The organism is Kocuria sp. HSID17590, assembly GCF_003989485.1.
GTDB lineage: Bacteria > Actinomycetota > Actinomycetes > Actinomycetales > Micrococcaceae > Kocuria > Kocuria salsicia.
In genome coordinates this window covers 20799-40997 of the sequence record NZ_RBMB01000022.1, presented here as the reverse complement: position 1 = coordinate 40997, position 20199 = coordinate 20799, and the positions used below count along the sequence as shown (strand labels likewise).

At 68.3% G+C, this 20199-nt stretch carries 20 protein-coding genes and 1 pseudogene; 14 read left to right on the top strand and 7 right to left on the bottom strand.

Annotation, left to right across the window (positions count from 1 at the left end):
* The first annotated feature begins 27 nt into the window (after positions 1-27).
* The 6 genes from hpaE (at position 28) to D8M39_RS09095 (ending at position 6079) form a co-directional block, all read left to right on the top strand.
* Positions 28-1563 (top strand): 5-carboxymethyl-2-hydroxymuconate semialdehyde dehydrogenase, encoded by a 1536-nt coding sequence (gene hpaE, locus D8M39_RS09120; RefSeq protein WP_094393330.1) that lies wholly within the window; start codon positions 28-30, stop codon positions 1561-1563.
* Between the two features lie 143 nt (positions 1564-1706).
* Positions 1707-2873: a 3,4-dihydroxyphenylacetate 2,3-dioxygenase gene (gene hpaD, locus D8M39_RS09115; protein WP_055083040.1), complete on the top strand. Its 1167-nt coding sequence runs from the start codon at positions 1707-1709 to the stop codon at positions 2871-2873.
* 210 nt (positions 2874-3083) lie between these two features.
* Positions 3084-3869, top strand: coding sequence for a 2-oxo-hept-4-ene-1,7-dioate hydratase (gene hpaH, locus D8M39_RS09110; RefSeq protein WP_094393331.1), 786 nt, complete (start codon positions 3084-3086; stop codon positions 3867-3869).
* Positions 3866-4690 carry an HpcH/HpaI aldolase/citrate lyase family protein gene (locus D8M39_RS09105; protein ID WP_371413776.1) on the top strand — a complete coding sequence of 275 codons (825 nt, stop codon included), beginning with the start codon at positions 3866-3868 and terminating at the stop codon, positions 4688-4690. Before hpaH ends, D8M39_RS09105 begins: the two co-directional genes overlap by 4 nt.
* Positions 4691-4846: 156 nt before the next feature.
* On the top strand, positions 4847-5386 hold the full coding sequence (locus tag D8M39_RS09100) for a nitroreductase family protein (protein WP_126874864.1): 540 nt from the start codon (positions 4847-4849) through the stop codon (positions 5384-5386).
* 261 nt (positions 5387-5647) lie between these two features.
* Positions 5648-6079: a cytidine deaminase gene (locus tag D8M39_RS09095; RefSeq protein ID WP_126874863.1), complete on the top strand. Its 432-nt coding sequence runs from the start codon at positions 5648-5650 to the stop codon at positions 6077-6079.
* A 558-nt stretch (positions 6080-6637) separates the two neighbouring features.
* On the opposite strand, the gene D8M39_RS09090 is transcribed toward D8M39_RS09095, so the two are convergent.
* Both D8M39_RS09090 and D8M39_RS09085 read right to left on the bottom strand, forming a co-directional pair.
* The gene (locus D8M39_RS09090) at positions 6638-7870 is read right to left on the bottom strand and encodes an RNA polymerase sigma factor (RefSeq protein WP_126874862.1); all 1233 of its coding nucleotides are present in this window, start codon (positions 7868-7870) and stop codon (positions 6638-6640) included.
* 8 nt (positions 7871-7878) lie between these two features.
* A complete protein-coding gene (locus D8M39_RS09085) occupies positions 7879-8259 on the bottom strand; it encodes a YciI family protein (RefSeq protein WP_174233404.1) in 381 nt (126 codons plus the stop codon).
* Between the two features lie 774 nt (positions 8260-9033).
* Here D8M39_RS09085 and D8M39_RS09080 point away from each other — a divergent pair.
* Entirely contained in the window at positions 9034-9516 is a 483-nt protein-coding gene (locus tag D8M39_RS09080) for a GNAT family N-acetyltransferase (RefSeq protein WP_238694031.1), read from the top strand.
* A 214-nt stretch (positions 9517-9730) separates the two neighbouring features.
* Complete coding sequence (locus D8M39_RS09075) at positions 9731-10315, top strand: maleylpyruvate isomerase N-terminal domain-containing protein (protein WP_126874860.1); 585 nt, start codon at positions 9731-9733, stop codon at positions 10313-10315.
* A gap of 166 nt (positions 10316-10481) precedes the next feature.
* Here D8M39_RS09075 and D8M39_RS09070 read toward each other — a convergent pair whose 3' ends face one another.
* Positions 10482-11159 (bottom strand): enoyl-CoA hydratase/isomerase family protein, encoded by a 678-nt coding sequence (locus D8M39_RS09070; RefSeq protein WP_126874859.1) that lies wholly within the window; start codon positions 11157-11159, stop codon positions 10482-10484.
* 125 nt (positions 11160-11284) lie between these two features.
* Between D8M39_RS09070 and D8M39_RS09065 the strand changes: the two are divergent.
* Both D8M39_RS09065 and D8M39_RS09060 read left to right on the top strand, forming a co-directional pair.
* A pseudogene (locus D8M39_RS09065) lies at positions 11285-12710 on the top strand (NAD(P)/FAD-dependent oxidoreductase).
* 213 nt (positions 12711-12923) lie between these two features.
* Positions 12924-13574 (top strand): DUF1345 domain-containing protein, encoded by a 651-nt coding sequence (locus D8M39_RS09060; RefSeq protein WP_094393334.1) that lies wholly within the window; start codon positions 12924-12926, stop codon positions 13572-13574.
* Between the two features lie 57 nt (positions 13575-13631).
* Here the strand turns inward: D8M39_RS09060 and D8M39_RS09055 are convergent, their stop codons facing one another.
* The 3 genes from D8M39_RS09055 to D8M39_RS09045 all read right to left on the bottom strand — a co-directional run bounded on the left by D8M39_RS09055 (position 13632) and on the right by D8M39_RS09045 (position 16366).
* Complete coding sequence (locus D8M39_RS09055; RefSeq protein ID WP_179229830.1) at positions 13632-14423, bottom strand: hypothetical protein; 792 nt, start codon at positions 14421-14423, stop codon at positions 13632-13634.
* A 347-nt stretch (positions 14424-14770) separates the two neighbouring features.
* On the bottom strand, positions 14771-15457 hold the full coding sequence (locus D8M39_RS09050; protein WP_126874858.1) for a hypothetical protein: 687 nt from the start codon (positions 15455-15457) through the stop codon (positions 14771-14773).
* Between the two features lie 87 nt (positions 15458-15544).
* Positions 15545-16366 carry a sulfurtransferase gene (locus D8M39_RS09045; RefSeq protein ID WP_126874857.1) on the bottom strand — a complete coding sequence of 274 codons (822 nt, stop codon included), beginning with the start codon at positions 16364-16366 and terminating at the stop codon, positions 15545-15547.
* A gap of 79 nt (positions 16367-16445) precedes the next feature.
* Between D8M39_RS09045 and D8M39_RS09040 the strand changes: the two genes are divergently transcribed.
* Positions 16446-16838: a hypothetical protein gene (locus D8M39_RS09040; RefSeq protein WP_055086509.1), complete on the top strand. Its 393-nt coding sequence runs from the start codon at positions 16446-16448 to the stop codon at positions 16836-16838.
* Between the two features lie 16 nt (positions 16839-16854).
* Here D8M39_RS09040 and D8M39_RS09035 read toward each other — a convergent pair whose 3' ends face one another.
* Positions 16855-17034: a hypothetical protein gene (locus D8M39_RS09035; RefSeq protein ID WP_055086511.1), complete on the bottom strand. Its 180-nt coding sequence runs from the start codon at positions 17032-17034 to the stop codon at positions 16855-16857.
* A gap of 118 nt (positions 17035-17152) precedes the next feature.
* Between D8M39_RS09035 and D8M39_RS09030 the strand changes: the two genes are divergently transcribed.
* From D8M39_RS09030 to D8M39_RS09020, 3 genes are all read left to right on the top strand, one after another.
* Complete coding sequence (locus tag D8M39_RS09030) at positions 17153-17869, top strand: TIGR00266 family protein (protein ID WP_055086521.1); 717 nt, start codon at positions 17153-17155, stop codon at positions 17867-17869.
* A gap of 45 nt (positions 17870-17914) precedes the next feature.
* Complete coding sequence (locus tag D8M39_RS09025) at positions 17915-18727, top strand: carbon-nitrogen hydrolase family protein (RefSeq protein ID WP_126874856.1); 813 nt, start codon at positions 17915-17917, stop codon at positions 18725-18727.
* Between the two features lie 327 nt (positions 18728-19054).
* Positions 19055-20182, top strand: a complete 1128-nt coding sequence (locus D8M39_RS09020; protein ID WP_094393340.1) for a Gfo/Idh/MocA family protein — start codon at positions 19055-19057, stop codon at positions 20180-20182.
* The last annotated feature ends 17 nt before the right edge of the window (positions 20183-20199 follow it).

The window sequence follows — 20199 nt, the reverse complement described above, 5'->3', positions numbered from 1 at the left end:
GAATCCACTGATACGAGGAGTCATCCCATGGCCGCTCTGCAGGACACCAAGCCCGAGAACCTTCCCGAGTCCATCCGCCACTACATCGGCGGCGAGTGGGTGGACTCGATCGACGGGGACACGTTCGACGTGCTCAACCCCGTGACCAACGAGCCCTACATCACGGCCGCCTCCGGCAAGAAGGCGGACATCGAGGCCGCCGTGGCCGCCGCCAAGAAGGCGTTCGAGGAGGGCCCCTGGCCCAAGATGCTCCCGCGTGAGCGCTCCCGGATCCTGCACAAGATCGCGGACATCGTGGAGTCCCGCGGTGACCAGCTGGCCGCCATGGAGTCCTACGACTCCGGGCTGCCCATCACCCAGGCCCTGGGCCAGGCGCGTCGCGCGGCGGAGAACTTCCGCTTCTTCGCGGACCTGATCGTCGCCCAGACCGACGACGCCTACAAGGTCCCCGGGCGCCAGGTGAACTACGTGAATCGCAAGCCCATTGGCGTGGCCGGTCTGATCACCCCGTGGAACACCCCGTTCATGCTCGAGTCCTGGAAGCTGGGCCCCGCCCTGGCCACCGGCAACTGCGTGGTGCTCAAGCCCGCGGAGTTCACCCCGCTCTCCGCCTCCCTGTGGCCGGGGATCTTCGAGGAGGCCGGCGTGCCCGCCGGTGTGTTCAACCTGGTCAACGGCTTCGGCGAGGAGGGCTACGCCGGTGACTCCCTGGTCAAGCACCCGGACGTGCCCCTGATCTCCTTCACGGGCGAGTCCCGCACGGGCCAGATCATCTTCGGCAACGCCGCCCCGTACCTCAAGGGCCTGTCCATGGAGCTGGGCGGCAAGTCCCCGGCCGTGGTCTTCGAGGACGCGGACCTGGAGGCCGCGATCAACGCCACGGTCTTCGGCGTGTTCTCCCTCAACGGCGAGCGCTGCACCGCGGGCTCGCGCATCCTGGTGCAGCGCGGGATCTACGACGAGTTCGTGGAGCGCTACGCCGCGCAGGCCAAGCGGGTGAAGGTGGGTCTGCCCTCGGACCCGTCCACCGAGGTGGGCGCCCTGGTGCACCCGGAGCACTACGAGAAGGTCATGTCCTACGTGGAGATCGGCAAGCAGGAGGCCCGGCTGGTGGCCGGTGGCGGCCGCCCCGAGGGCTTCGAGACCGGCAACTACGTGGCGCCCACGGTGTTCGTGGACGTCAAGCCGGACGCCCGGATCTTCCAGGAGGAGATCTTCGGTCCGGTGGTGGCCATCACCCCGTTCGACACGGACGAGGAGGCCCTGGAGCTCGCGAACAACACCAAGTACGGCCTGGCGGCCTACATCTGGACCAGCGACCTCAAGCGTGCTCACAACTTCGCGCAGAACGTGGAGGCGGGCATGGTGTGGCTGAACTCCAACAACGTGCGCGACCTGCGCACCCCGTTCGGCGGTGTGAAGGCCTCCGGGCTGGGCCACGAGGGCGGCTACCGCTCGATCGACTTCTACACGGACCAGCAGGCCGTGCACATCAACCTGGGCGAGGTGCACAACCCGGTGTTCGGCAAGCAGGAGGACGCCGCCGCCAAGACGGACGGCTGAGCCCCGCCCCCGCAGCACTCCCACGCCGGTCCCACGCCGCTCCCGCCGCCGCGGGCCGCACGGTCCGCGGCGGCGGGCGGCGCCAGAACCCCCACGACCCTTTCACTGTCATCACGAGGCACTCTCACCACGAAGGACACACCATGACGAATCCCGCTGACCGGACGATGACGTCCTCGGGCTTCTATGTTTCGCAGGAAGCCCCGATCACCACCGACAACCCCATCAAGACCCCCTCCGTGCCCGCGCCGGACATCCTGCGCTGCGCGTACATGGAGCTCGTGGTCACGGACCTCGCGGCCTCCCGCGAGTTCTACGTGGACGTGCTGGGGCTCACGGTCACGGAGGAGGACGAGAACGCCGTCTACCTGCGCTCGATCGAGGAGTTCATCCACCACAACCTGGTGCTGCGCCAGGGTCCCGTGGCCGCCGTGGCCGCGTTCTCCTACCGCGTGCGCACCCCCGAGGACCTCGACAAGGCCGTGGCCTTCTACGAGGAGCTCGGCTGCCGCGTGGAGCGCCGTGCGGAGGGCTTCACCAAGGGCATCGGCGAGTCGGTGCGCGTGGAGGACCCGCTGGGCTTCCCGTACGAGTTCTTCTACGACGTGGAGCACGTGGAGCGCCTCGCGTGGCGCTACGACCTCTACACCCCGGGCGCCCTGGTGCGCCTGGACCACTTCAACCAGGTCACCCCGGACGTGCCCCGCGCCACCAAGTTCATGCAGGACCTGGGTTTCCGCGTGACCGAGGACATCCAGGACGAGCAGGGCACGGTGTACGCCGCGTGGATGCGCCGCAAGCCCACCGTGCACGACACCGCCATGACCGGCGGCGACGGGCCCCGCATGCACCACGTGGCCTTCGCGACCCACGAGAAGCACAACATCCTGGCCATCTGCGACAAGCTCGGTGCGCTGCGCCAGTCGGACCGGATCGAGCGCGGCCCCGGCCGCCACGGCGTGTCCAACGCGTTCTACCTGTACCTGCGGGACCCGGACGGGCACCGCGTGGAGATCTACACGCAGGACTACTACACCGGTGACCCGGACAACCCCGTGGTCACGTGGGACGTCCACGACAACCAGCGCCGCGACTGGTGGGGCACCCCCGTGGTCCCCTCCTGGTACACGGAGGCGTCCCTGGTGCTGGACCTGGACGGCAACCCGCAGGAGGTCGTCTCCCGCACGGACGACTCCGAGCTCGCCGTGACCATCGGCGCGGACGGCTTCTCCTACACCCGCCCCTCCGAGGGCGAGGAGTCCATGCCGGACTGGAAGAAGGGCGAGTACAAGATGGGTCACCAGCTCTGACCCGCTCCTCCCGCGCGTGAGCCGCGCCCGCACGCCCCGGCGGCTGCGGGTGCGGCTCACGCCGAGCGGACGACGACGCCGCTCGCACCCTTTCCGGGGAGCGGCACCCGGCCCTGTGGGGCACCCGGGTGACGGAGCGTCGGGACGCCGGCGCAGCGGCGTCGTCGTCCCCTGCGGGCACGGCGCACGGACCAACCGAAAGGCAAGGACATGCTTGACCAGGAACGCGTGGTGGCCATCGCGGACGAACTGGCCGCCGCGGAGGCGAACCGCACGATGATCGAGCGGCTCACGCTGCGCCACCCGGAGATGACCGTGGAGGACTCCTACGCGGTGCAGAACGAGTGGCGCCGGCGGGCCCAGGAGAACGGCCGGCGGCTGGTGGGCCGCAAGATCGGGCTGACGTCCAAGGTCATGCAGGAGGCCACGGGGATCACCGAGCCGGACTACGGGGCGATCTTCGCGGACCAGGTGCACGAGAACGGTTCGGTGATCGAGCACGGGCAGTACTCGAACGTGCGGATCGAGGTGGAGCTCGCGTTCGTGCTCAAGGACGAGCTGCGCGGGCCCAACGTGAGCATCTTCGACGTGCTGCGGGCCACCGAGTACGTGGTGCCGGCGCTGGAGATCCTCAGCTCACGGATCCAGATGGAGGGTCGCACCATCGTGGACACCATCTCGGACAACGCCGCGCTGGGCGGGATGGTCTACGGCGGCAACCCGGTGGCACCGGACAGCGTGGACCTGCGCTGGATCTCCGCGCTGCTGTACCGCAACGAGACGCTGGAGGACACCGGCGTGGCCGCCGCGGTGCTGAACCACCCGGCGAACGGCGTGGTGTGGCTGGCCAACAAGCTCTCGGCGCACGGGGACGCGCTGGAGGCCGGGAGCATCGTGCTCGCCGGGTCCTTCACCAAGCCCATGTGGGTGCACCCCGGGGACACCGTCCACGCCGACTACGGACAGCTGGGAGCCATCACGTGTCGCTTCGAGTGAACGATCTGATCCAGACCTTCCGCGCACCGGACGCCGCCAACCTGCCCGGCGTGCTGCCGAGCCTCAGGGATCTCTTCGCCCTGCCGCGCACGCCGCAGGACCCGGTCACGGGCATCTTCCTGTCCTCGGGGGATCCCACGGCCGCGGAGATCTGCGCGAGTGCGGGCTTCGACTACCTCCTGGTGGACGGCGAGCACTCGCCGCTGTCCCTGGAGTCCATCCAGGCGCAGCTGCGCGCGATCGCCGGGTACCCCACGCTGTCCGTGGTGCGGGTGCCGGCCAACGACGAGGTCGTGATCAAGCAGTACCTGGACCTCGGTGCGCAGTCGGTGATCGTGCCCATGGTGGACTCGGTGGCGGAGGCCGAGGCTGCGGCGCGCTCCGTGGCCTACCCCTCGGTGGGCCTGAGGGGCGTGGGTTCCGCGCTGGCCCGTTCCGGGCGCTGGGGCGGGATCCCCGGCTACCTGCCGCGGGCCCGGGAGACCATCACGCTGGTGGTGCAGGCGGAGTCTGCCGCCGCCGTGGGGAACGTTGAGCAGATCGCGGCGGTGGACGGGGTCGACGGCGTGTTCATCGGGCCCTCGGACCTCGCCGCCTCCATGGGGCTGCTGGGGGAGCAGACCCACCCGGACGTCGTCGCAGCCGTGAAGCACGTGATCACCGCGGTGCAGGCCGCCGGGAAGTTCGTGGGCGTCAACGCGTTCGCGCAGGACCAGGCGCGGGACTACCTTGCTGCGGGAGCGGATTTCGTGAACGTGGGTGCCGACGTCGCCCTGCTGGCTTCCGGGGCGCGGAACCTTGCGGGCGCGTTCCGGGGGTAGAGGCGGGGCTGAACGGGGACGGCCCTGATTTCTGTCAGGCCCCTCGCCCCGGCTGTCCTTGACCGCGGTGGTCAGACACCTGTACGTCGTGCCCGGCTTCGGCCGCAGTGTCTTCTGCTCATGACAGATTCTTGCGCTGAGTAGTTGTATGAAGAGATGGCTCCCGAACTGCTCCCTTTTCGCCGTGAACGATGGAGCCCTCGTGCTTTCGACCCAGTGCACTCCCTCGGTGGTGAGGATGTAGACGTTCTTCTGGAGGCTGCCCGCTGGGCGCCCTCGGCTGGCAACTCCCAACCCTGGGCGTTTCACGTCACGCTCCGGGACACTGAGGCGTGGCGCTCGTTGGTGCAGCATCTCGCCGGCAGTTCAAATGCGTGGGCTTCGCAGGCCAGCGCTCTCGTGGTGAACCTCAGCCATGTTCATGTCGAGGACACCGACTGGGAGTACAGCGAGTTCTCCATCTATGACCTTGGCCAGGCGGTCGCACACATGACGATCCAAGCGCACTCCATGGGTCTCGCCTGCCGACAGTTCCGGGCCTTCGACAAAGATGCCGTGTGCAATCTACTTCAGGTGCCGCTTCACTGGGATGTTGTGACCATGACAGCCATAGGCCGAGCGTCCAAGGAGGCTCGGCGCGGACCGCGGGCAAGCCTGCGAGCGGCCGACATCACCTGGCCCAGAGCAGCCGTGTGAACTGCACGATCTGTGGCGTCGAGAAAACCGACTTTCGAGCGGGCGCAGCGTGCAGGGTGAACGAACATACGAGGACTTGGGCCGCTGGGTTCAGCACGCAAATGGGCGCCTCAAATGAGCGCGGAGGTCCCCAGGGGACCTCCGGCAGACAACGCCCCGGTGACCGGTTCGTCGTAACAGCCACGATACGCGCGTGTTTTCCGGGGTGTCCAGAAAGGCGCTGGCATGGGGACGCCTCGGGGGCAGACCTAGAATTCGGGCATGACTGGTGACCAGCTGGACGAGACCGTCAGTGCGTGTCTGAACCTGATCAAAACCCGTTTTCCGGACTGTGAGGAGCGCGGTGCCGCCGCGATGCTGCTGGCAGACGGGACCATTCTCACTGGAACCGCACCTGATGCCGTGAATCCAGCGGTGGAGGTCTGCCACGAGATCGAGCCCTACGCGGGGGCGTTCCGTCTGAACCAGGCCGTCGTCGCGTCGGCGTGCCTGCACCGTGATGACCACGGGCGATTTCTGGTGCTCAGCCCGTGCGGAGTGTGCCGGGAGCGGCTGGCGGTGTACGGCCCAGACGTGCTGGTGGGTGTCGCGGCGCCGGAGGACCCTGCGCAGGTGGTGTGGAAGGCATTGCGTGAGGTGCTTCCGGACTATTGGATGGCCGTGTTTCCGGGCGAATCAACCGGCGGCTGGTGATGAGCATTGTCCACGGGGCGCAGGCATCGAGACCTGCGCTGAGAAGACCGTAGATTGCCAAATGGATTGCTGGGGATGACAATTTCCAGTGTTTTTGCCGCGTTGGTGACCGTACTTGTCCTGGCGTGCGGCTTCGTTGTCGTCGTGCCGCGATCCCCCGGCGGGTATGTGGGGCTGGTGACGGCTGGGACCTTTGGAGCGGGCCTGTTCTACGGGCATCCCACCCAGCGGTTACTCGCCCCCCAGTGGCGACGAACAGCTCTGCGGTCCTCGATGATTCGCTGGGCCAGGCCGCGTTCGCTGGCCCGAATGCTGGAGCGGGTGGGGTGGAACCGGCACGTACGTCGCCCCATCGGGTCATTTGCCGACCTTGATCCGTTCAGGTCTGATGCCGCCGGATCACTGGTCAGTCACGCTGTGTCGCTTGCGATCCGTCGGGACTGCTGCACGGATAGGTGACATCTGATCTGGCTTGCCCGTAGGGGTGTGCTTTCTATCTGGCGACGAGAGTCGTGAGATGACAGGCACGCCAAGACGCTGTGTGCGGCACGCTGCGCACTACGCGCGTTGTTTCCATCGAGTGAGTAGTTTCGCTAAGTGCTCGTGTTCACTGGTGATTGTGGTCAGAGTCATGGCCCGCTCTAGTGTCGAGATGGCGTCTTGGTTTCTCCCCATGGCGCGGTAGAGATGGCTTCGCAAGACCCATGCGGGTTGGTAGCTCTCCGCTGCTTTTGGGAGGCTGCTGAGGGCGGCCAGGGCCGCGGCTCCTCCTTCCGCATGCTGAAGAGTTGCGGCTCTGGAAACTCGTGCTCCTAACGAGGGGGCGATCCGTAGAAGGTGGTCGTGTTGCCGTAATAGGGCATGCCAGTTTGGTTTTCCAGTGCGCACACCTTGCATGTGGAGGGCTTGGATGCTCGCTTCGATGGCGTAGCGGCCGATTTCTCCGCATCGGTGGACTTCACGAAGATGCCATTCACCCTTCGCCAGATGGCTTGCGTTCCACATGGTTGGGTCTTGATCGTCGAGAGGCACCAGCGCGCCGCTGGGGCTCCGTCGTGCGTTGAACCGTGCCACTGACAGGTGGATGAGAGCGGCAAGTCCGTGAGACTCTCCATCATCGGGGCAGAGGGCGGAAACTAGTTCAGAGAGGTAGACCGCTTCTCCAGCGAGGTCTTCGCGCAGATCCGTTGCCGCATTGGCCCACTCGATGGTGAACACCCCGTAGATGGCTTCGTGGATGGACGAGAGGCACGCATGCAGTTCGGATCGGTCGGGCACGTGCATCTGAAGGCCATTCGTGGCGATCTTCTTCTTCGCTCGGGTCAGCCGCGCTGCCACTGTCGCGGCGGGCAGGATCATTCCTTCCGCGATACGTCGGGTAGGGAGCCCGAGGACTGCAGACAGCATGAGCAGTGGGCGAGTGGCGGGATCGATGTCGGGGTGTGCGCAGGCTGCGAGAAGTTGGAGGCGGCTGTCGGGGAGCTCATCGAGCCCTGCGTTGATGCTGGGTTGTAGCGCTTCGTGTACTTCCGAGTTCAGCTCGACGCTGGTTCGGTGCGCGGCGGACTTCCAGACATCGCGTCGAAGGTTCAGCGCAGTGCGGTAGATCCACCCGGAGGGATTCTGCGGGATGCCCTTGCTGGGCCAGGTATGAAGGGCGCGCTCAACCGCACCGGCTACTGCATCCTCTGCACCGGCGATATCGCCGTCTCGTACAGAAAGCAAGGCGATGATCCTGCCCCAGTCATCGTGGGTCAGAACCACCGCCTGCTCCACCTCAGGAGACGTCATTGCTGCGGCTACTGGCGCCAACTGCCATCGACGTAGGAAACCCCCGCTGCACGCACCTCGACTGTTCCATAACTCGCGCCCGGGAACCGCTCTGCCCACGCCAGTGCCGCCTCGCGGTCGGGAACATCGATCACGAACACACCGGCCAGTGCTTCTTTCGTCGCCGCGAAGGGACCATCCTCGATGACCGTCTTGCCATTGCGTCGCGTCACCGTCGAGGCAGTCGGCGATGGGGTGAGCATCTCGGCGGCCACCATGACCCCGGCAGCCTCGAGCGAGTCGGCGAAGTCGGTCATCAGCTGCTGCATCTCGGCCATCTCCTCTGCCGACGGCTGCTCCTCGGTGCTGATGCCTGGTTCCTCAGCATGGAAAGCAAGTATGTATCGCATGTTGGAGTTCTCCTTGGACTACTCAGGGAGAGCGCCGTTCGCCCTCCTGCACTAGAGACGATTCAGCGACCGCACTTTCGACACCCTGCCATATGCTCATCCGGATGGACCGGCCAGGGGATGCCGCTCAGGACGTGCGTAAGCCGTTGCGGGCGGACGACTGGATGATCGTGATCTCGTCCGAGTCCCCAGGTATCAGACAGTAGTGGATGTCACTAGTATGTGCGCCGAGCGAAGATTAAACATGCGCTAGACAGGATCGGGGTGGTGAAGCTTGAGCGACACAGGTCGCATGCACTTCACGTCCCGCGGTAATTGGCTGGCATCGGCAGGGCTGTCAGTGGGTGTGTCGGTTGATCCGGAAGCCGGGACAGTGACACTCCTGGCACCCCTCTATCGCCGCTCCCTGCTGCTGCCCGACATCGCCTCTGTCTGTACTCACGAGGACGACGGTCTCAATCACGGCTTTGTGAATTGGGTTGTGACAGGTCGAGCAAAGTCCCCCCGTGGCGTCCGACTCAGCGCGGGTGGGAAGGGCCGAGTCGACATCGCAACCCGTGCGGGAAATCGATACGCGGTTGTTGTGGACTCGGTCGCGCAAGCCCGGCAGATCGCCCACGCTATAGAGCGTGCGCAGGCATTCCACCGCGAGTGACTGCTTTCCCCGTGCCTCGGCTGTGTCCTTATTCATCCGCTACGGCGTCACCCGTTGCCGTCTTAGCACCCAAGGTCTCTGAGTAGATGCCCGTGATTCGTCTAGCATTCCCTGCAGACGTGCTCAGCCTGCCGACCATTGAAGCCGCCGCGGGGGAGGCTTTCCGCTCGATTGGGATGCCGGAGATTGCCGACGACCCCTTGCCCAATGTTCAGCAACTCTCGGGGCATGCATCGGACGGCCGGCTGTGGGTTGCCACGGTCGACGACCAGGTCGTGGCCTACGCCCTAGCCGTCGAGCGCGACGGGAGCGCTCACCTCGAGCAGGTCAGCGTCCACCCAGATCATGCCGGGCAGCGCATCGGAGCAGACCTGGTCGATGCCGTTGCCTCGTGGGTGCGCGACCGCGGCGATGAACGGCTGACGCTGACCACCTTCGCCGACGTCCCGTGGAATGCCCCCTACTACCGGAAGCTGGGGTTTCACCCTCTTCCGGATGAGGCCCTCGGCCCGCAACTTGCTGCCGAACTCTCCGAGGAGAGGGCCCGGTTCGCGGCGCCTCGTCTCGCAATGGCCTGCGGAAGCGGACAGGCCCATCTTTGAGATGCGGTTGGTCCCGGAGGACAGCCATGACTCCTCGGCCTTGACCACGGTGCACCTCGGGGAGAAGATCAGCCCGCGCCATATGACAACCGGCTGATCACGGTGACCCCAGCCCGACCTCCCTGGGGGCGGCGGCGCGTCTCCGTCCCCTCACACCCAACTACGCAAAGAAACCTCGGGGTGCTGCGGGGAGCCGCGGCACTAGTCTCTAAGCATGGATTTGATGACGAAAGTGCTCGGCAATTCGGTCATGCAGATGCGGTCGTTGTTGAGTGCAGTCGTGGACACCTCGTGGGTAGTGCCCGCCGGCGACGTGGAGTGGTCCTGCCGTGACACGGCGGCGCACGTGGCAGACGATCTGTTCTCCTACGCGTCCCAGATGATCGCCGAACCCCAGGACAACTATCTGCCCATTGACGCCGTGATCGATCCGAACGCAACTAACCGCCAGATTCTTGACGCAATCGCTATGTGCGGCCGAATGCTTGAGCTGGCCGTCGAGAACGCCCAGCCCGAGGCCACGGGCTGGCACCCCTATGGAGTGTCGGACGGCTCCGGGTTCGCTGCAATGGGTGCCGTCGAGGTCCTTGTCCACACCTATGACATGGCCTGTGGCCTGCGTCTGGAATGGAAGCCACCCGCGACCTTGTGCACGCCACTACTGGATCGGCTCTTCCCCAACTCACCCACCGGTGATCCCACTGCCGTGCTTCTCTACAGCTGCGGTCGAGCACCCCTGGGCGAATGCCCTCGGTTAGACGCGTGGTCGTGGGACGCCACTGTCCCTATCGCGCACTGACTTCTTGCGTTCGTTGGGTGCTGCGGCTTCTTTCAGTTGTCACCGGCCGTGGAACACGGGCGGGCGTGAGCCCACCGCGCCAGTCCCACCCGTCCCGCGACATGCTGGCGCGAAGACGGTGTGACTCGGGTGGTGCGCCGCGTACGCACAGCATCAAGAGGTTGGCTCAGGCGTCCGTTTTCACGGTGAGCTGCTCTGGGCGGTGCAGCGCGTCCACCACGTCCGCGTACCGCCGCCGCTTGTTCGTGGCCAGGACGGAGCCGCGGAGCGGGCTCAGCTCACCGGCCCGGCGCACGGCGTGGGCCAGCAGATCCGCGCCGGGAACGGCGTCGTCGACAATTCCTGCCGCGGCGGCCGCGGGGGCGTCGTAGCGCTGGGACAGGATCATCGCACGGTGGACCTCGCGCGGCGCGAGGCGTGCGGAGACCAGGGCGGTTAGCCCGGAGGTGAACGGGACCCCGATGGAGGTCTCCGGGAGGCACAGGAACCCGCGCTCCGACCGGGCGCAGCGCTCGTCGCACGCCAGGGCCAGCAGCAGCCCACCGCCGTAGCAGTGGCCGTTGGCCGCGCAGACGGTGGGGACCTCCAGGACCAGGAGACGGGCGAGGAGTCCCTGGAACGCCTTGCCGTATCCGGGCTCGACGAACAGATCCGGCACGAGACCGCTCGAGAAGAACTTGCCCTGCGCCGTGATCACCAGCGCGAGGTCCCCGGGCGTGGACTCCACCTGCGTGAGGGCGGCGTCGATGGCCTGCATCCGCTCGTACGTGAAGCGGTGGTCGCCCTCGGGCGAGTCACTGATGTCGAGGACGAAGACATTTTCCTGGCGGGTCAGCTGAGTCATCTCGTCAGCATCGCACACGCCCGCGCATGGACGCGGCTGGGCAACCAGCGCCGGGGCCGCACCGGGAACAGCGGTGCGCACCATCCATCTAGACTCGCCCCACACCCACGACGAACGGAGCCCTCATGACCACCGCGAACCAGAGCACCCCGGAAACCGGCACGAGCGCGGAGGACGTCGCGGACGTCGTCGTGATCGGCGGCGGGCCCGCTGGGGAGAACGTGGCGCAGTACGCCCACGAGGGCGGGCTGTCCGCCGTGATCGTGGAGGAATCGCTGCTGGGCGGGGACTGCTCGTACTACGCCTGCATGCCCAGCAAGGCCCTGCTGCGCCCGCTCGAGGTGGCGGCCACCGCGAAGCACCTGCACGGCGTGACCTCCCCGGAGGTCGACCGCGCCGGTCTGCTCGCGCGCCGTGATGCCTGGGTCTCCCACTACGACGACGCCGGGCAGGTGCGCTGGGCGGAGAAGGCCGGTCTGCGCGTGGTCCACGGCCACGCCGAGATCACCGGCCCCCGCGAGGTGCTCGTGGGCGAGAACGGTCGTTCCCGCACGCTGACCGCCCGCCTCGCGGTGGTCGTGGCCACGGGGTTCGAGCCCCGTGGTGCCGCCCGCGCTGCAGGGCATCCACGCCTGGAGCTCGCGGGACGCCACCGGCGTGGTGGAGGTCCCTGAGCGTCTCGCGATCGTGGGGGGCGGCGTGGTGGCGGTGGAGGCCGCCACCTGGATGGCCGCCCTCGGCTCAGAGGTCACCCTGCTGGTCCGCGGAGACTCGCTGCTGGGCGGGCAGGAGCCTTTCGTGGGCGACCTCGTGAGGAGCGCCCTGGAAGAACTGGGCGTGGCGGTCCGCTTCGGCACGTCCGTGGAGTCCGCGTCCCGCGACAACGCCCGCGCAACCGGCCTGGGCCGTGTCCACGGCGGCCCTGTGCACCTGAGCGCCACCGGGGGCGAGCTCCAGGTGGACGAGGTGCTTGCCGCCACCGGCCGCACCCCGCGCCTCGCGGATGTGGGCCTCGACGCCGTGGGTGTGAGCCCGCAGGACGTCCGCGCCGGCTCGCTGCCGGACTGGCTCCACGTGATCGGTGACGCCAAGGGGGATGCCCTGCTGACCCACATGGGCAAGTACGAGGCCCGCGTGCTCGGCTCCCGACTGGCCGGCGCGAGGGAGAGCGCAGCACCCACCGTCGTCCCCGTCCCGCAGGCCGTGTTCACGGACCCGGAGGTCGGCTCGGTGGGCATGACCGAGCGGGCGGCGCGGGAAGCGGGCCACGACGTCGTCGTGGCGGAGTCCCCGATGACCGGCGCAGCGGGCGCCGCGCTGCTGCGTGACGACGTCGCGGGACGGGCGAAACTCGTGGTCGAGGCGGGTACCGGGCACCTGCTCGGCGCCACGTTCGTGGGGCCCGACGCCGCGGAGCTCGTCCACGGGGCCACGATCGCGGTCGTGGGCCGGGTGCCGGTGAGCATGCTGCGCCACGCGGTCCCGAGCTACCCCACGGCCTCCGAGATCTGGCTCCGCCTGCTCGAGAGCCTTCCCGCGGAACTGCGCTGAGCGGCGGTCCGGGCCCGCGTCCCAGAATCGTGGCGGCGTGACGAGCCACGTAGTGTGTCCCGCGAGACGAACAGGGCCAAGCGCATGGAGTCCCCGCCGTCACCGCAGCACGTCCCGCATCGGAGCGCCGCGGCATCGTCGCCTCCGGGCTTCCGCCCACGCACACGAGGGAGTGTCCGTCCGCCCGACACCTCCCGGAAGGACGCGCACGTCATGAGCACACCACTGAGCAGACGCAACCTGATGACCTCGGCCTCGTTCCGACTGGTGAGCTCCATCGTCACGGGAGCCGCCGCGTTCCTGGTGGCGGTGAACTTCCTGGGCACGTCCCTCTCCCTCCTCGTGGGGATGTGCACCATCTCCCTGCTGTACGTGGGGGTCTCCGCGGGAGTGCTCTGGTCCATGGACCCCGACCGCACCCGGTACAACGCCGGCCGGGAGGACTTCCACCCGTTGATCCAGGAGCTGATCGGGGTGACCCTCGCGGTGGTGAGCCTGGTGACCGTCATCAGCGCGCTGGTGGGGGGCTCCCACCAGCCCCGCACCCTGGCCGCGGCACTGGGACTCGTGACCATCTTCCTCACGTGGGCAGTGCTGCACCTGATGTACGGCGCCCGCTACGCCCACGAGTACTACAAGGACCCGGCCGGGGGAATCGACTTCAACACCCAGGACGCGCCGCGTTACGTGGACTTCCTGTACTTCTCCTTCAACCTGGGCATGACGTTCCAGGTCTCGGACAACAACGTGGTGACCACGGGTCTGCGCGCCATCATCCTGCGCCACTGCCTGCTGTCCTACATCTTCAGCACGGTCATCCTGGCGGCCACCGTGAACCTCGTCATGGGTGTCCTGCCAGGATGACCGCGCCGGCTCCCTCTCCCCGCGTGTGCAGCCCCGTCTGCAGCCGTGGTGGGGGCGTCAGCCGCCCACCCGGATGGACTTGAGGATGGCGTCCACGGTGCCCGCGTCCTCCGTCTGGTTGATCTGGTTGACCAGCTCCACCCCTTCACGCTGGGGCAGGGGCCTGTGGCCCTCGTTCACGGGGGAGTAGTAGAACTCCGCCCACAGCTCGTTGCGCTTGCCGCCCCCGGGGATCGAGACGATGCCCCGTTTGTCCCCCTCCGTGAGGCCCCACAGCACGGAGTCGGCCTTGTCGCTGCGCGGCGGTGCGGGCACGTAGGTGGAGTACGTGGACACCTTCTCGCGCAGCTGCTTGGACAGCTCCGTCTCGTCACCGATCAAGGGATGGATGGGCCTGGTGAACCACTCGCCGCGCGGCGCGCGCGTGGCGGTGGAGGCCACGTTGCCCTTGACCCTGCCGTCTGGGTTGCTCAGCTCCAGATAGCCGCGGTTCTCCTGAGCCTTCCAGCTCTCGGGGTACTTGACCGTGAACAGGCCGTCCGGGTCCGTGTAGGTCTTGGTGAGCTCGTAGGTGGCTTCACTGCTGTCCGGGCTCGCGGTGGTGCCCGTCCGCGTCGCCCCGGGCTGGGCTGCTTCGGTCGAGGTCGCCTCGGACGAGGCCGCGCCGGACGGGTTCGACGACGCCGCGGCGTCCCCGCCGGAGCCGCTCGGGCTTGCTCCCTGCGCGTCCCCGGAGACACTGGGGGGGTCCCCGGCCGAGGGTGCTGCACCACCGCAGCCGGTCACCGCGAAGGCCCCGATCAGGGCACACCCGGCCACCCACGTCTTCACTGAAGTCCTGTTCGCCATAGCAAACAGGGTGACAAGAAGACCCGGGCGAGGCAACGCACAAACGGCGATGTAACCGTCTCGTGATTTTGCGTCTGCATGCAGCCCGGTCTCGACGCAGGTCAAAACCGTGGTGACGTGCGGAAACGTTCGCGCGGGACGGTTTTGCCTCTTCTGGGGACAGGAGGCTCCGAACGGTCCACAAACGGGGGTTGTGGAGCGATTGTTACGCACCGGACCCTCCGCCCCACCCCGCCGCGCACGCCCGGTCGAGGTGGGGTGCTCCCGGGCCGCACGGGAACGCCCCGGGGTGTGGAAACGCCCGGTCCGGCGGGTGCCGGACCGGGCGTCAGAGACCACGCGGGCGTTCAGCCGGCGGGGTTCTCGTCCGTGGGCGTCAGGTAGCGCTCGCCGTCCTCGGTGGTGTGCAGGTCGTAGTCGCGCTCCTGCTCCTCCACGCGCTCCTCGACCGGGACAGAGTGGCGCACGGGCTCCACCTCGGGCATGTCCTCGGCGCGCTCGTAGCCCGCGGCATCGTCCTTCGTGGCGGCCGGGCTGAAGTCCTCGCGGTCCGCCGGGTTGGCCGACACGTTGGGGTTGTCCGCGCCTGCTGGCGGCTGGAACTTGCGGGTCTCCGCGAGCGCCTCGGAATCGACCTCGCGGGCGCCCTGGGCGTCCACGGCTCCCTCGGGCACCACGGGGACGCCCGTCTCCTGCACGGCCTTGGGCGGCTTGCCGTCGGTCGTGCGGTCCTCGCGGGTGGTGTCAGTGGAGCGCCCGGTGCCGGTCGTCGCTGAGGCGGCGGTGGCGCCGTCGGCGTCGCCCGCTGCCGAGGCGGAGTGCGTGCGGCCCGCGGGGCGTGGGTCACGGGCGGCCGTGTCTCCGCGCGCCGGGGTGGAGCGGGGTTGTTCGGGGTCCCCGTCCGCCGCGTCGTCAGGCTGGGTGTCCCGCCCGGCACGGGAGTCGTCCTGGCCGGCCACCGTGGTGGGCTGGTCCGGGTCGTCGATCTGGCCGGCGGACTGGATGGGGTCCGGGGTCTCGGGCTGCTGGGTCATGATCGTGCCTCCTGCGTCTGCATCGTGGCTGTCGGAGTTTCATCTTGGCACTGCGCACGGGAAACCGTAAGTACCCGTCCGGGGGTGTCAGGCCGTCGGGTCGGGCTCCGGGGAGGTCTCCACCGGGCGGTCCGTGTGCGAGTACTGGGACCAGCTGCCGGGGAAGAGCCGGCCCACCCCGAGGCCTGCGTGCTCGGCGACCAGCAGGTTGTGGCACGCCGTCACGCCGGAGCCGCAGTAGGAGATCATCTGGTCCGCGTCCGTCACGCCCGCCCGCTCGAAGGCCTCGCGCAGCTCGGCGGTGGGGCGCAGCGTCCTGTCCTCGCTCAGGTGGCTGCGGCACGGGACGTTGACCGCACCCGGGGTGTGACCCGAGCGGGGGTCCACGGGGTCCGGCGCGTTGCCCGCGTACCGGGTGGCGTCCCGGGCGTCCACCACAGCGGTGCCGTGGGCGGCCTCGTCGATGCTCGCCAGCGCCTCGGGCGGCCACGGCACCGGGGTGAAGTCCGCGGCGGGCAGCACGGTCCGCTGCTTCTCGAGCTCGACGGCGGCGTCCAGGCCGCCGTCCAGCAGCGCGGCGCGGTGACCGGTGGTGCGCAGCAGCCACACGAGACGCGCGGCCATCACGCCGCCGGCGTCGTCGTACGCCACTACCACGGCGTCGTCCCCGATGCCCGCGCGGGACATGGCCGCCGCGAAGTCCTCCGGCGAGGGCAGCGGGTGCCGCCCGCCCTCCGGCGAGGCCGGCGCGGCGAGGTCCGCGCCCACGTCCACGAACACCGCGCCCGGCAGGTGCCACTGCAGGTACTCGGCCTCCGCGCTGCGCCCGTCCAGGTACATGCGCGCGTCCGCGAGCACCACCTCGTCACGGTGCTCGGCCAGCCACTCGGGGGTGACAAAGGGGTCCATGAGCGTCTCCTCGTTCGACGACGTCGTTCCTCACCTCCCAGCGTAGGGCGGCGTCCGGGGCGGTGGGTACGGTGAGGGCATGGGAAAGAAACTGATGACCGCCCGCCGCAAGGCCCACCGCTCCGCCGTGTTCTCCGGCCTGGCCCTCACCGGGATGGGCGTGCTGCACTTCGTCCGGCCCGAGGGCTTCGACGCGTTGATCCCGGAGCAGCTGCCCGGCACCCCGCGGCAGTGGACCCTCGGGTCGGGCTGCGCGGAGCTCGCCACCGGTGCGCTGCTGCTTATCCCCGCCACGCGGCGGATCGGTGGCGCGGCGGCCGCGGCCCTGTTCGTGGGCGTGTGGCCCGGCAACATCAAGATGGCGTGGGACTGGCGCCACGAACCCGCCTCCAAGCAGGCGATCTCGCTGGGGCGGCTGCCGCTGCAGATCCCCATGATCGTCAGCGCGGTGAAGATCGCCCGCAACGCCTGAGACGCGGCGCCTGGGCCTACCTGCGAGATCGGTTCGCGCGGACCGCCCAGAAGCAGGTCACGCTCAGGGCGACGATCCCCACGAACACGGCCAGGGGCACCTGGACCTCACCCAGCACGAGGCTGAGCACCACCACGAGCAGCACTGCGAGCCACGATGCCGAGACGGCGTAGAGCGCGGTCCTGTTGTTGGTCATGCGGTCCTCGTTCCGGTGACGACGGCGCCGGGTGCCCGACACGTGGGGCCGATGGTAGCTGCCGGTGGTGTGCGAACGGCGCCGTCTCCCCTCCGGAAGAGAAGGCATAATGCGGGGCATGCAGATCGAACGCCGCCATGCCCCGTCATTCACCGTCTCCCGTCTGGTCCTCGCACCGGAAGAGACCGTCCAGGTCGAAAATGGCGCCATGATGGCGCACTCGGACGGCATTCAGATCTCCAGCAAGGCTGCTGGTGGCGGCATCATGAAGGGTCTCAAGCGCTCCGTCCTGTCGGGCGAGTCGTTCTTCTCGACCACGTTCACCGCTCCGGCCGGCGGGGGATGGGTCGACATCGCCGGCGTGCTGCCCGGTGACATGACCGCGATAGAAATTGAGCCCGAGCGCCCGTACTTCGTGGCCCGCGGCAACTGGATGGCAAACTCCGAGGGCACGGAGGTCACCTCCAAGTTCGGCGGCATGAAAAACCTCTTTGGCGGCGAAGGCGGCTTCGGTCTCCAGGCCAGCGGACAGGGTCTCGTGGTGCTCAGCGTCTACGGAGCCATCGACACCATTGACCTGCAGCCCGGAGAGCGCGTCGTCATCGACACCGGCCACGTGGTGGCCTACGACCTCGCGATGCAGTTCACCACGCGCCGTGCTGTGTCGGGTCGCTCGTTCCAGTCGATGAAGTCGGGTGAGGGCCTCGTGTTCGAGTTCACCGGACCCGGCCGGGTGTACCTCCAGTCGCGCAACCCGCAGTCCTTCGCCGACTGGGCGGCAAAGCTCATGCCGTCGTCCAACGCGCAGGGCGGCCTCGGCGGGTTGTTCAACTGACGTCCACCATCGAGGGGCAAGCCTCGTGCAACTAGGGTGACAACCATGCGCATCGCTCTCGGACAGCTCCTCAGCACGTACGACCCGCAGCAGAACCTGGAACGCGTCGCGGACCTCGCCCGGCGCGCGGGGGAGGACGGCGCGGACCTGCTGGTGCTGCCCGAGGCCACGATGTTCGCGTTCGGTCGCAGTCTCAAGGACGTGGCCGAACCCCTCGACGGCCCCTGGGGCACCGCCGTGGCGGACCTCGCGCGCGAGCACGGCGTGGCGATCGTCGCGGGCATGTTCACCCCGGGTGACGACGGCGACGGCGGTGACGGCCGCGTCCGCAACACCACCGTGATCGCCCTCCCGGACGGCGCGGTGCGCAGCTACTCCAAGATCCACCTCTTCGACGCGTTCGGCTTCCTCGAGTCGGACACCGTGGAGCCCGGCGAGGACCCGGTCACCTTCACCGTGGACGGAACCACCGTGGGCGTGGCCACCTGCTACGACATCCGCTTCCCGCGCCTCTTCACCCGTCTGGCGCACGACGGCGCCCTGGTCACCGTGGTCGGCGCGTCCTGGGGCGACGGCCCGGGCAAGGCCGAGCAGTGGGAGCTGCTGGCGCGCGCCCGAGCCCTCGACACGACGTCGTACGTGGTGGCCGTGGGCCAGGCGAACCCGCTCGCAGTGGGGGAAGAGAACCCCGAGAACGCGCCGCGCGGCGTTGGGCACAGCCTGGTGGCGGCCCCTGACGGCACCGTGGTGGCGTCCCTCGGGGAGGCACCGGACTACACGGTGGTGGACCTGGACCTGGACCTCGTGGAGCGCACCCGCAAGTCCATCCCGGTGCTGAAGAACGCGCAGGAGCTGTGAGGAGCAGGATCCTCGCTCCAGTGCCGGCAGCCCAGCTGCAGGCACACCACCCCATGCGTGCCTAAGATCAGTCAACTCGGCACGGGCCAGGTGGGCGCACGGGCGGTCGGCGGGTCGATGTGGTGGCCGGTGCCGGCCGTCGACGAACGGGGTGTGCGGACAGCGACTGCAGTGTCGATTCTCGTGCGGGCGGCATCAGCCGTCGTGATCGTGGTTCTCCTGGCGGTCGCTGGCCTCTGCGCGGTGGGTGAACGCGCCCTGACAAGCCCCGGGAGCCGGTCCTAGAGTGAAAGACGAACACGTCAGAAGCCCTCGGAGGTCATAACCATGGTTGCCACCGTCCCGAACGACCGTCCCGTCCGTTTCGCCGTCGTGGGCGTGGGACAGATCTCCCAGCAGGCGTTCATCCCGGGCCTGTCCCGGATTGACGACGCCGAGCTGGCCGCTCTCGTGACCTCGAGCGCCGAGAAGGCCGAGGAACTGGGAAAGGAGTACGGCGTGGCCGCCTACTCCTACGACGACTACCCGGCGCTGCTGGATTCCGGCGACATCGATGCCGTCTACGTGTCCACCCCCGTCTTCCGGCACCGCGAGTTCGCGGAACCGGCGTTGCGCAAGGGAATTCACGCACTCGTCGAGAAGCCCCTTGAGACCTCCGAGGAGGACTGCCAGGCAATGATCGACGCCGCGCAGGAGAGCGGGGCGACCTTCATGGTGGCCTACCGCCTGCACCAGGAGCCCGGGACCGTGGAGATGATCGAGAAGGTCCGGGACCAGAAGGTCATCGGTGATCCCCGCTACTTCTCCTCCGTGTTCTCGCAGGACATCACCGTGGAGAACCACCGAGGGCACTCCGGCTTCTGGGGCGGGCCCATCCCGGACATGGGCACCTACCCGCAGAACATGGTCCGCAACCTGTTCCACGACGAGCCCGTGGAGGTCTACGCCAAGGGCGTACGCACCCCGGGTCGTGAGTTCAACTTTGACGACACCGTGGCCGTGACCCTCACCTTCCCGGGCGACCGGCTCGCGCAGTTCACCATCTCCTACGCCTCCGAGTCCGCGGAGCAGTTCACCGTGGCGGGCACTGAGGGCGAGATCACCGCGCAGCCGTGCTTCGGATTCGGTCCGGACACCGGCATCCAGTACACGCTCACCAAGGACGGCTCCTCCGAGTCCTTCGCCCACGACCCCGTGGAGCAGTTCGGTGGCCAGGCCCAGTACTTCGTGGACTGCGTCCGCAGCGGCGTCTCTCCAGAGGCCGACGGCGAGGAGGGCCTGCTGGACGTGCGCGTCAACGCGGCCGTCCTGAAGTCCCTCGAGACGGGCGCCCCGGTCACACTGGAGCCACGTCGGCGTGAGCGCGTTGTCACCTCCGAGCAGGTTCGCAGGGTCTCCCCGGCGGACGAGCCCGGGGACGACGAGCTCGTGGACCAGATTCCGCAGAACGGCTGAGCCTCCCGCCGCTGCGC

Bases quoted from the DNA above. Each gene is read 5' to 3' on its own strand.
- hpaE (WP_094393330.1), top strand. From the start codon at position 28: ATGGCCGCTCTGCAGGACACCAAGCCCGAGAACCTTCCCGAGTCCATC.
- hpaD (WP_055083040.1), top strand. From the start codon at position 1,707: ATGACGAATCCCGCTGACCGGACGATGACGTCCTCGGGCTTCTATGTT.
- hpaH (WP_094393331.1), top strand. From the start codon at position 3,084: ATGCTTGACCAGGAACGCGTGGTGGCCATCGCGGACGAACTGGCCGCC.
- D8M39_RS09100 (WP_126874864.1), top strand. From the start codon at position 4,847: ATGGCTCCCGAACTGCTCCCTTTTCGCCGTGAACGATGGAGCCCTCGT.
- D8M39_RS09095 (WP_126874863.1), top strand. From the start codon at position 5,648: ATGACTGGTGACCAGCTGGACGAGACCGTCAGTGCGTGTCTGAACCTG.
- D8M39_RS09090 (WP_126874862.1), bottom strand. From the start codon at position 7,870: ATGACGTCTCCTGAGGTGGAGCAGGCGGTGGTTCTGACCCACGATGAC.
- D8M39_RS09085 (WP_174233404.1), bottom strand. From the start codon at position 8,259: ATGCGATACATACTTGCTTTCCATGCTGAGGAACCAGGCATCAGCACC.
- D8M39_RS09075 (WP_126874860.1), top strand. From the start codon at position 9,731: ATGGATTTGATGACGAAAGTGCTCGGCAATTCGGTCATGCAGATGCGG.
- D8M39_RS09070 (WP_126874859.1), bottom strand. From the start codon at position 11,159: ATGACTCAGCTGACCCGCCAGGAAAATGTCTTCGTCCTCGACATCAGT.
- D8M39_RS09060 (WP_094393334.1), top strand. From the start codon at position 12,924: ATGAGCACACCACTGAGCAGACGCAACCTGATGACCTCGGCCTCGTTC.
- D8M39_RS09055 (WP_179229830.1), bottom strand. From the start codon at position 14,423: ATGGCGAACAGGACTTCAGTGAAGACGTGGGTGGCCGGGTGTGCCCTG.
- D8M39_RS09050 (WP_126874858.1), bottom strand. From the start codon at position 15,457: ATGACCCAGCAGCCCGAGACCCCGGACCCCATCCAGTCCGCCGGCCAG.
- D8M39_RS09045 (WP_126874857.1), bottom strand. From the start codon at position 16,366: ATGGACCCCTTTGTCACCCCCGAGTGGCTGGCCGAGCACCGTGACGAG.
- D8M39_RS09040 (WP_055086509.1), top strand. From the start codon at position 16,446: ATGGGAAAGAAACTGATGACCGCCCGCCGCAAGGCCCACCGCTCCGCC.
- D8M39_RS09035 (WP_055086511.1), bottom strand. From the start codon at position 17,034: ATGACCAACAACAGGACCGCGCTCTACGCCGTCTCGGCATCGTGGCTC.
- D8M39_RS09030 (WP_055086521.1), top strand. From the start codon at position 17,153: ATGCAGATCGAACGCCGCCATGCCCCGTCATTCACCGTCTCCCGTCTG.
- D8M39_RS09025 (WP_126874856.1), top strand. From the start codon at position 17,915: ATGCGCATCGCTCTCGGACAGCTCCTCAGCACGTACGACCCGCAGCAG.
- D8M39_RS09020 (WP_094393340.1), top strand. From the start codon at position 19,055: ATGGTTGCCACCGTCCCGAACGACCGTCCCGTCCGTTTCGCCGTCGTG.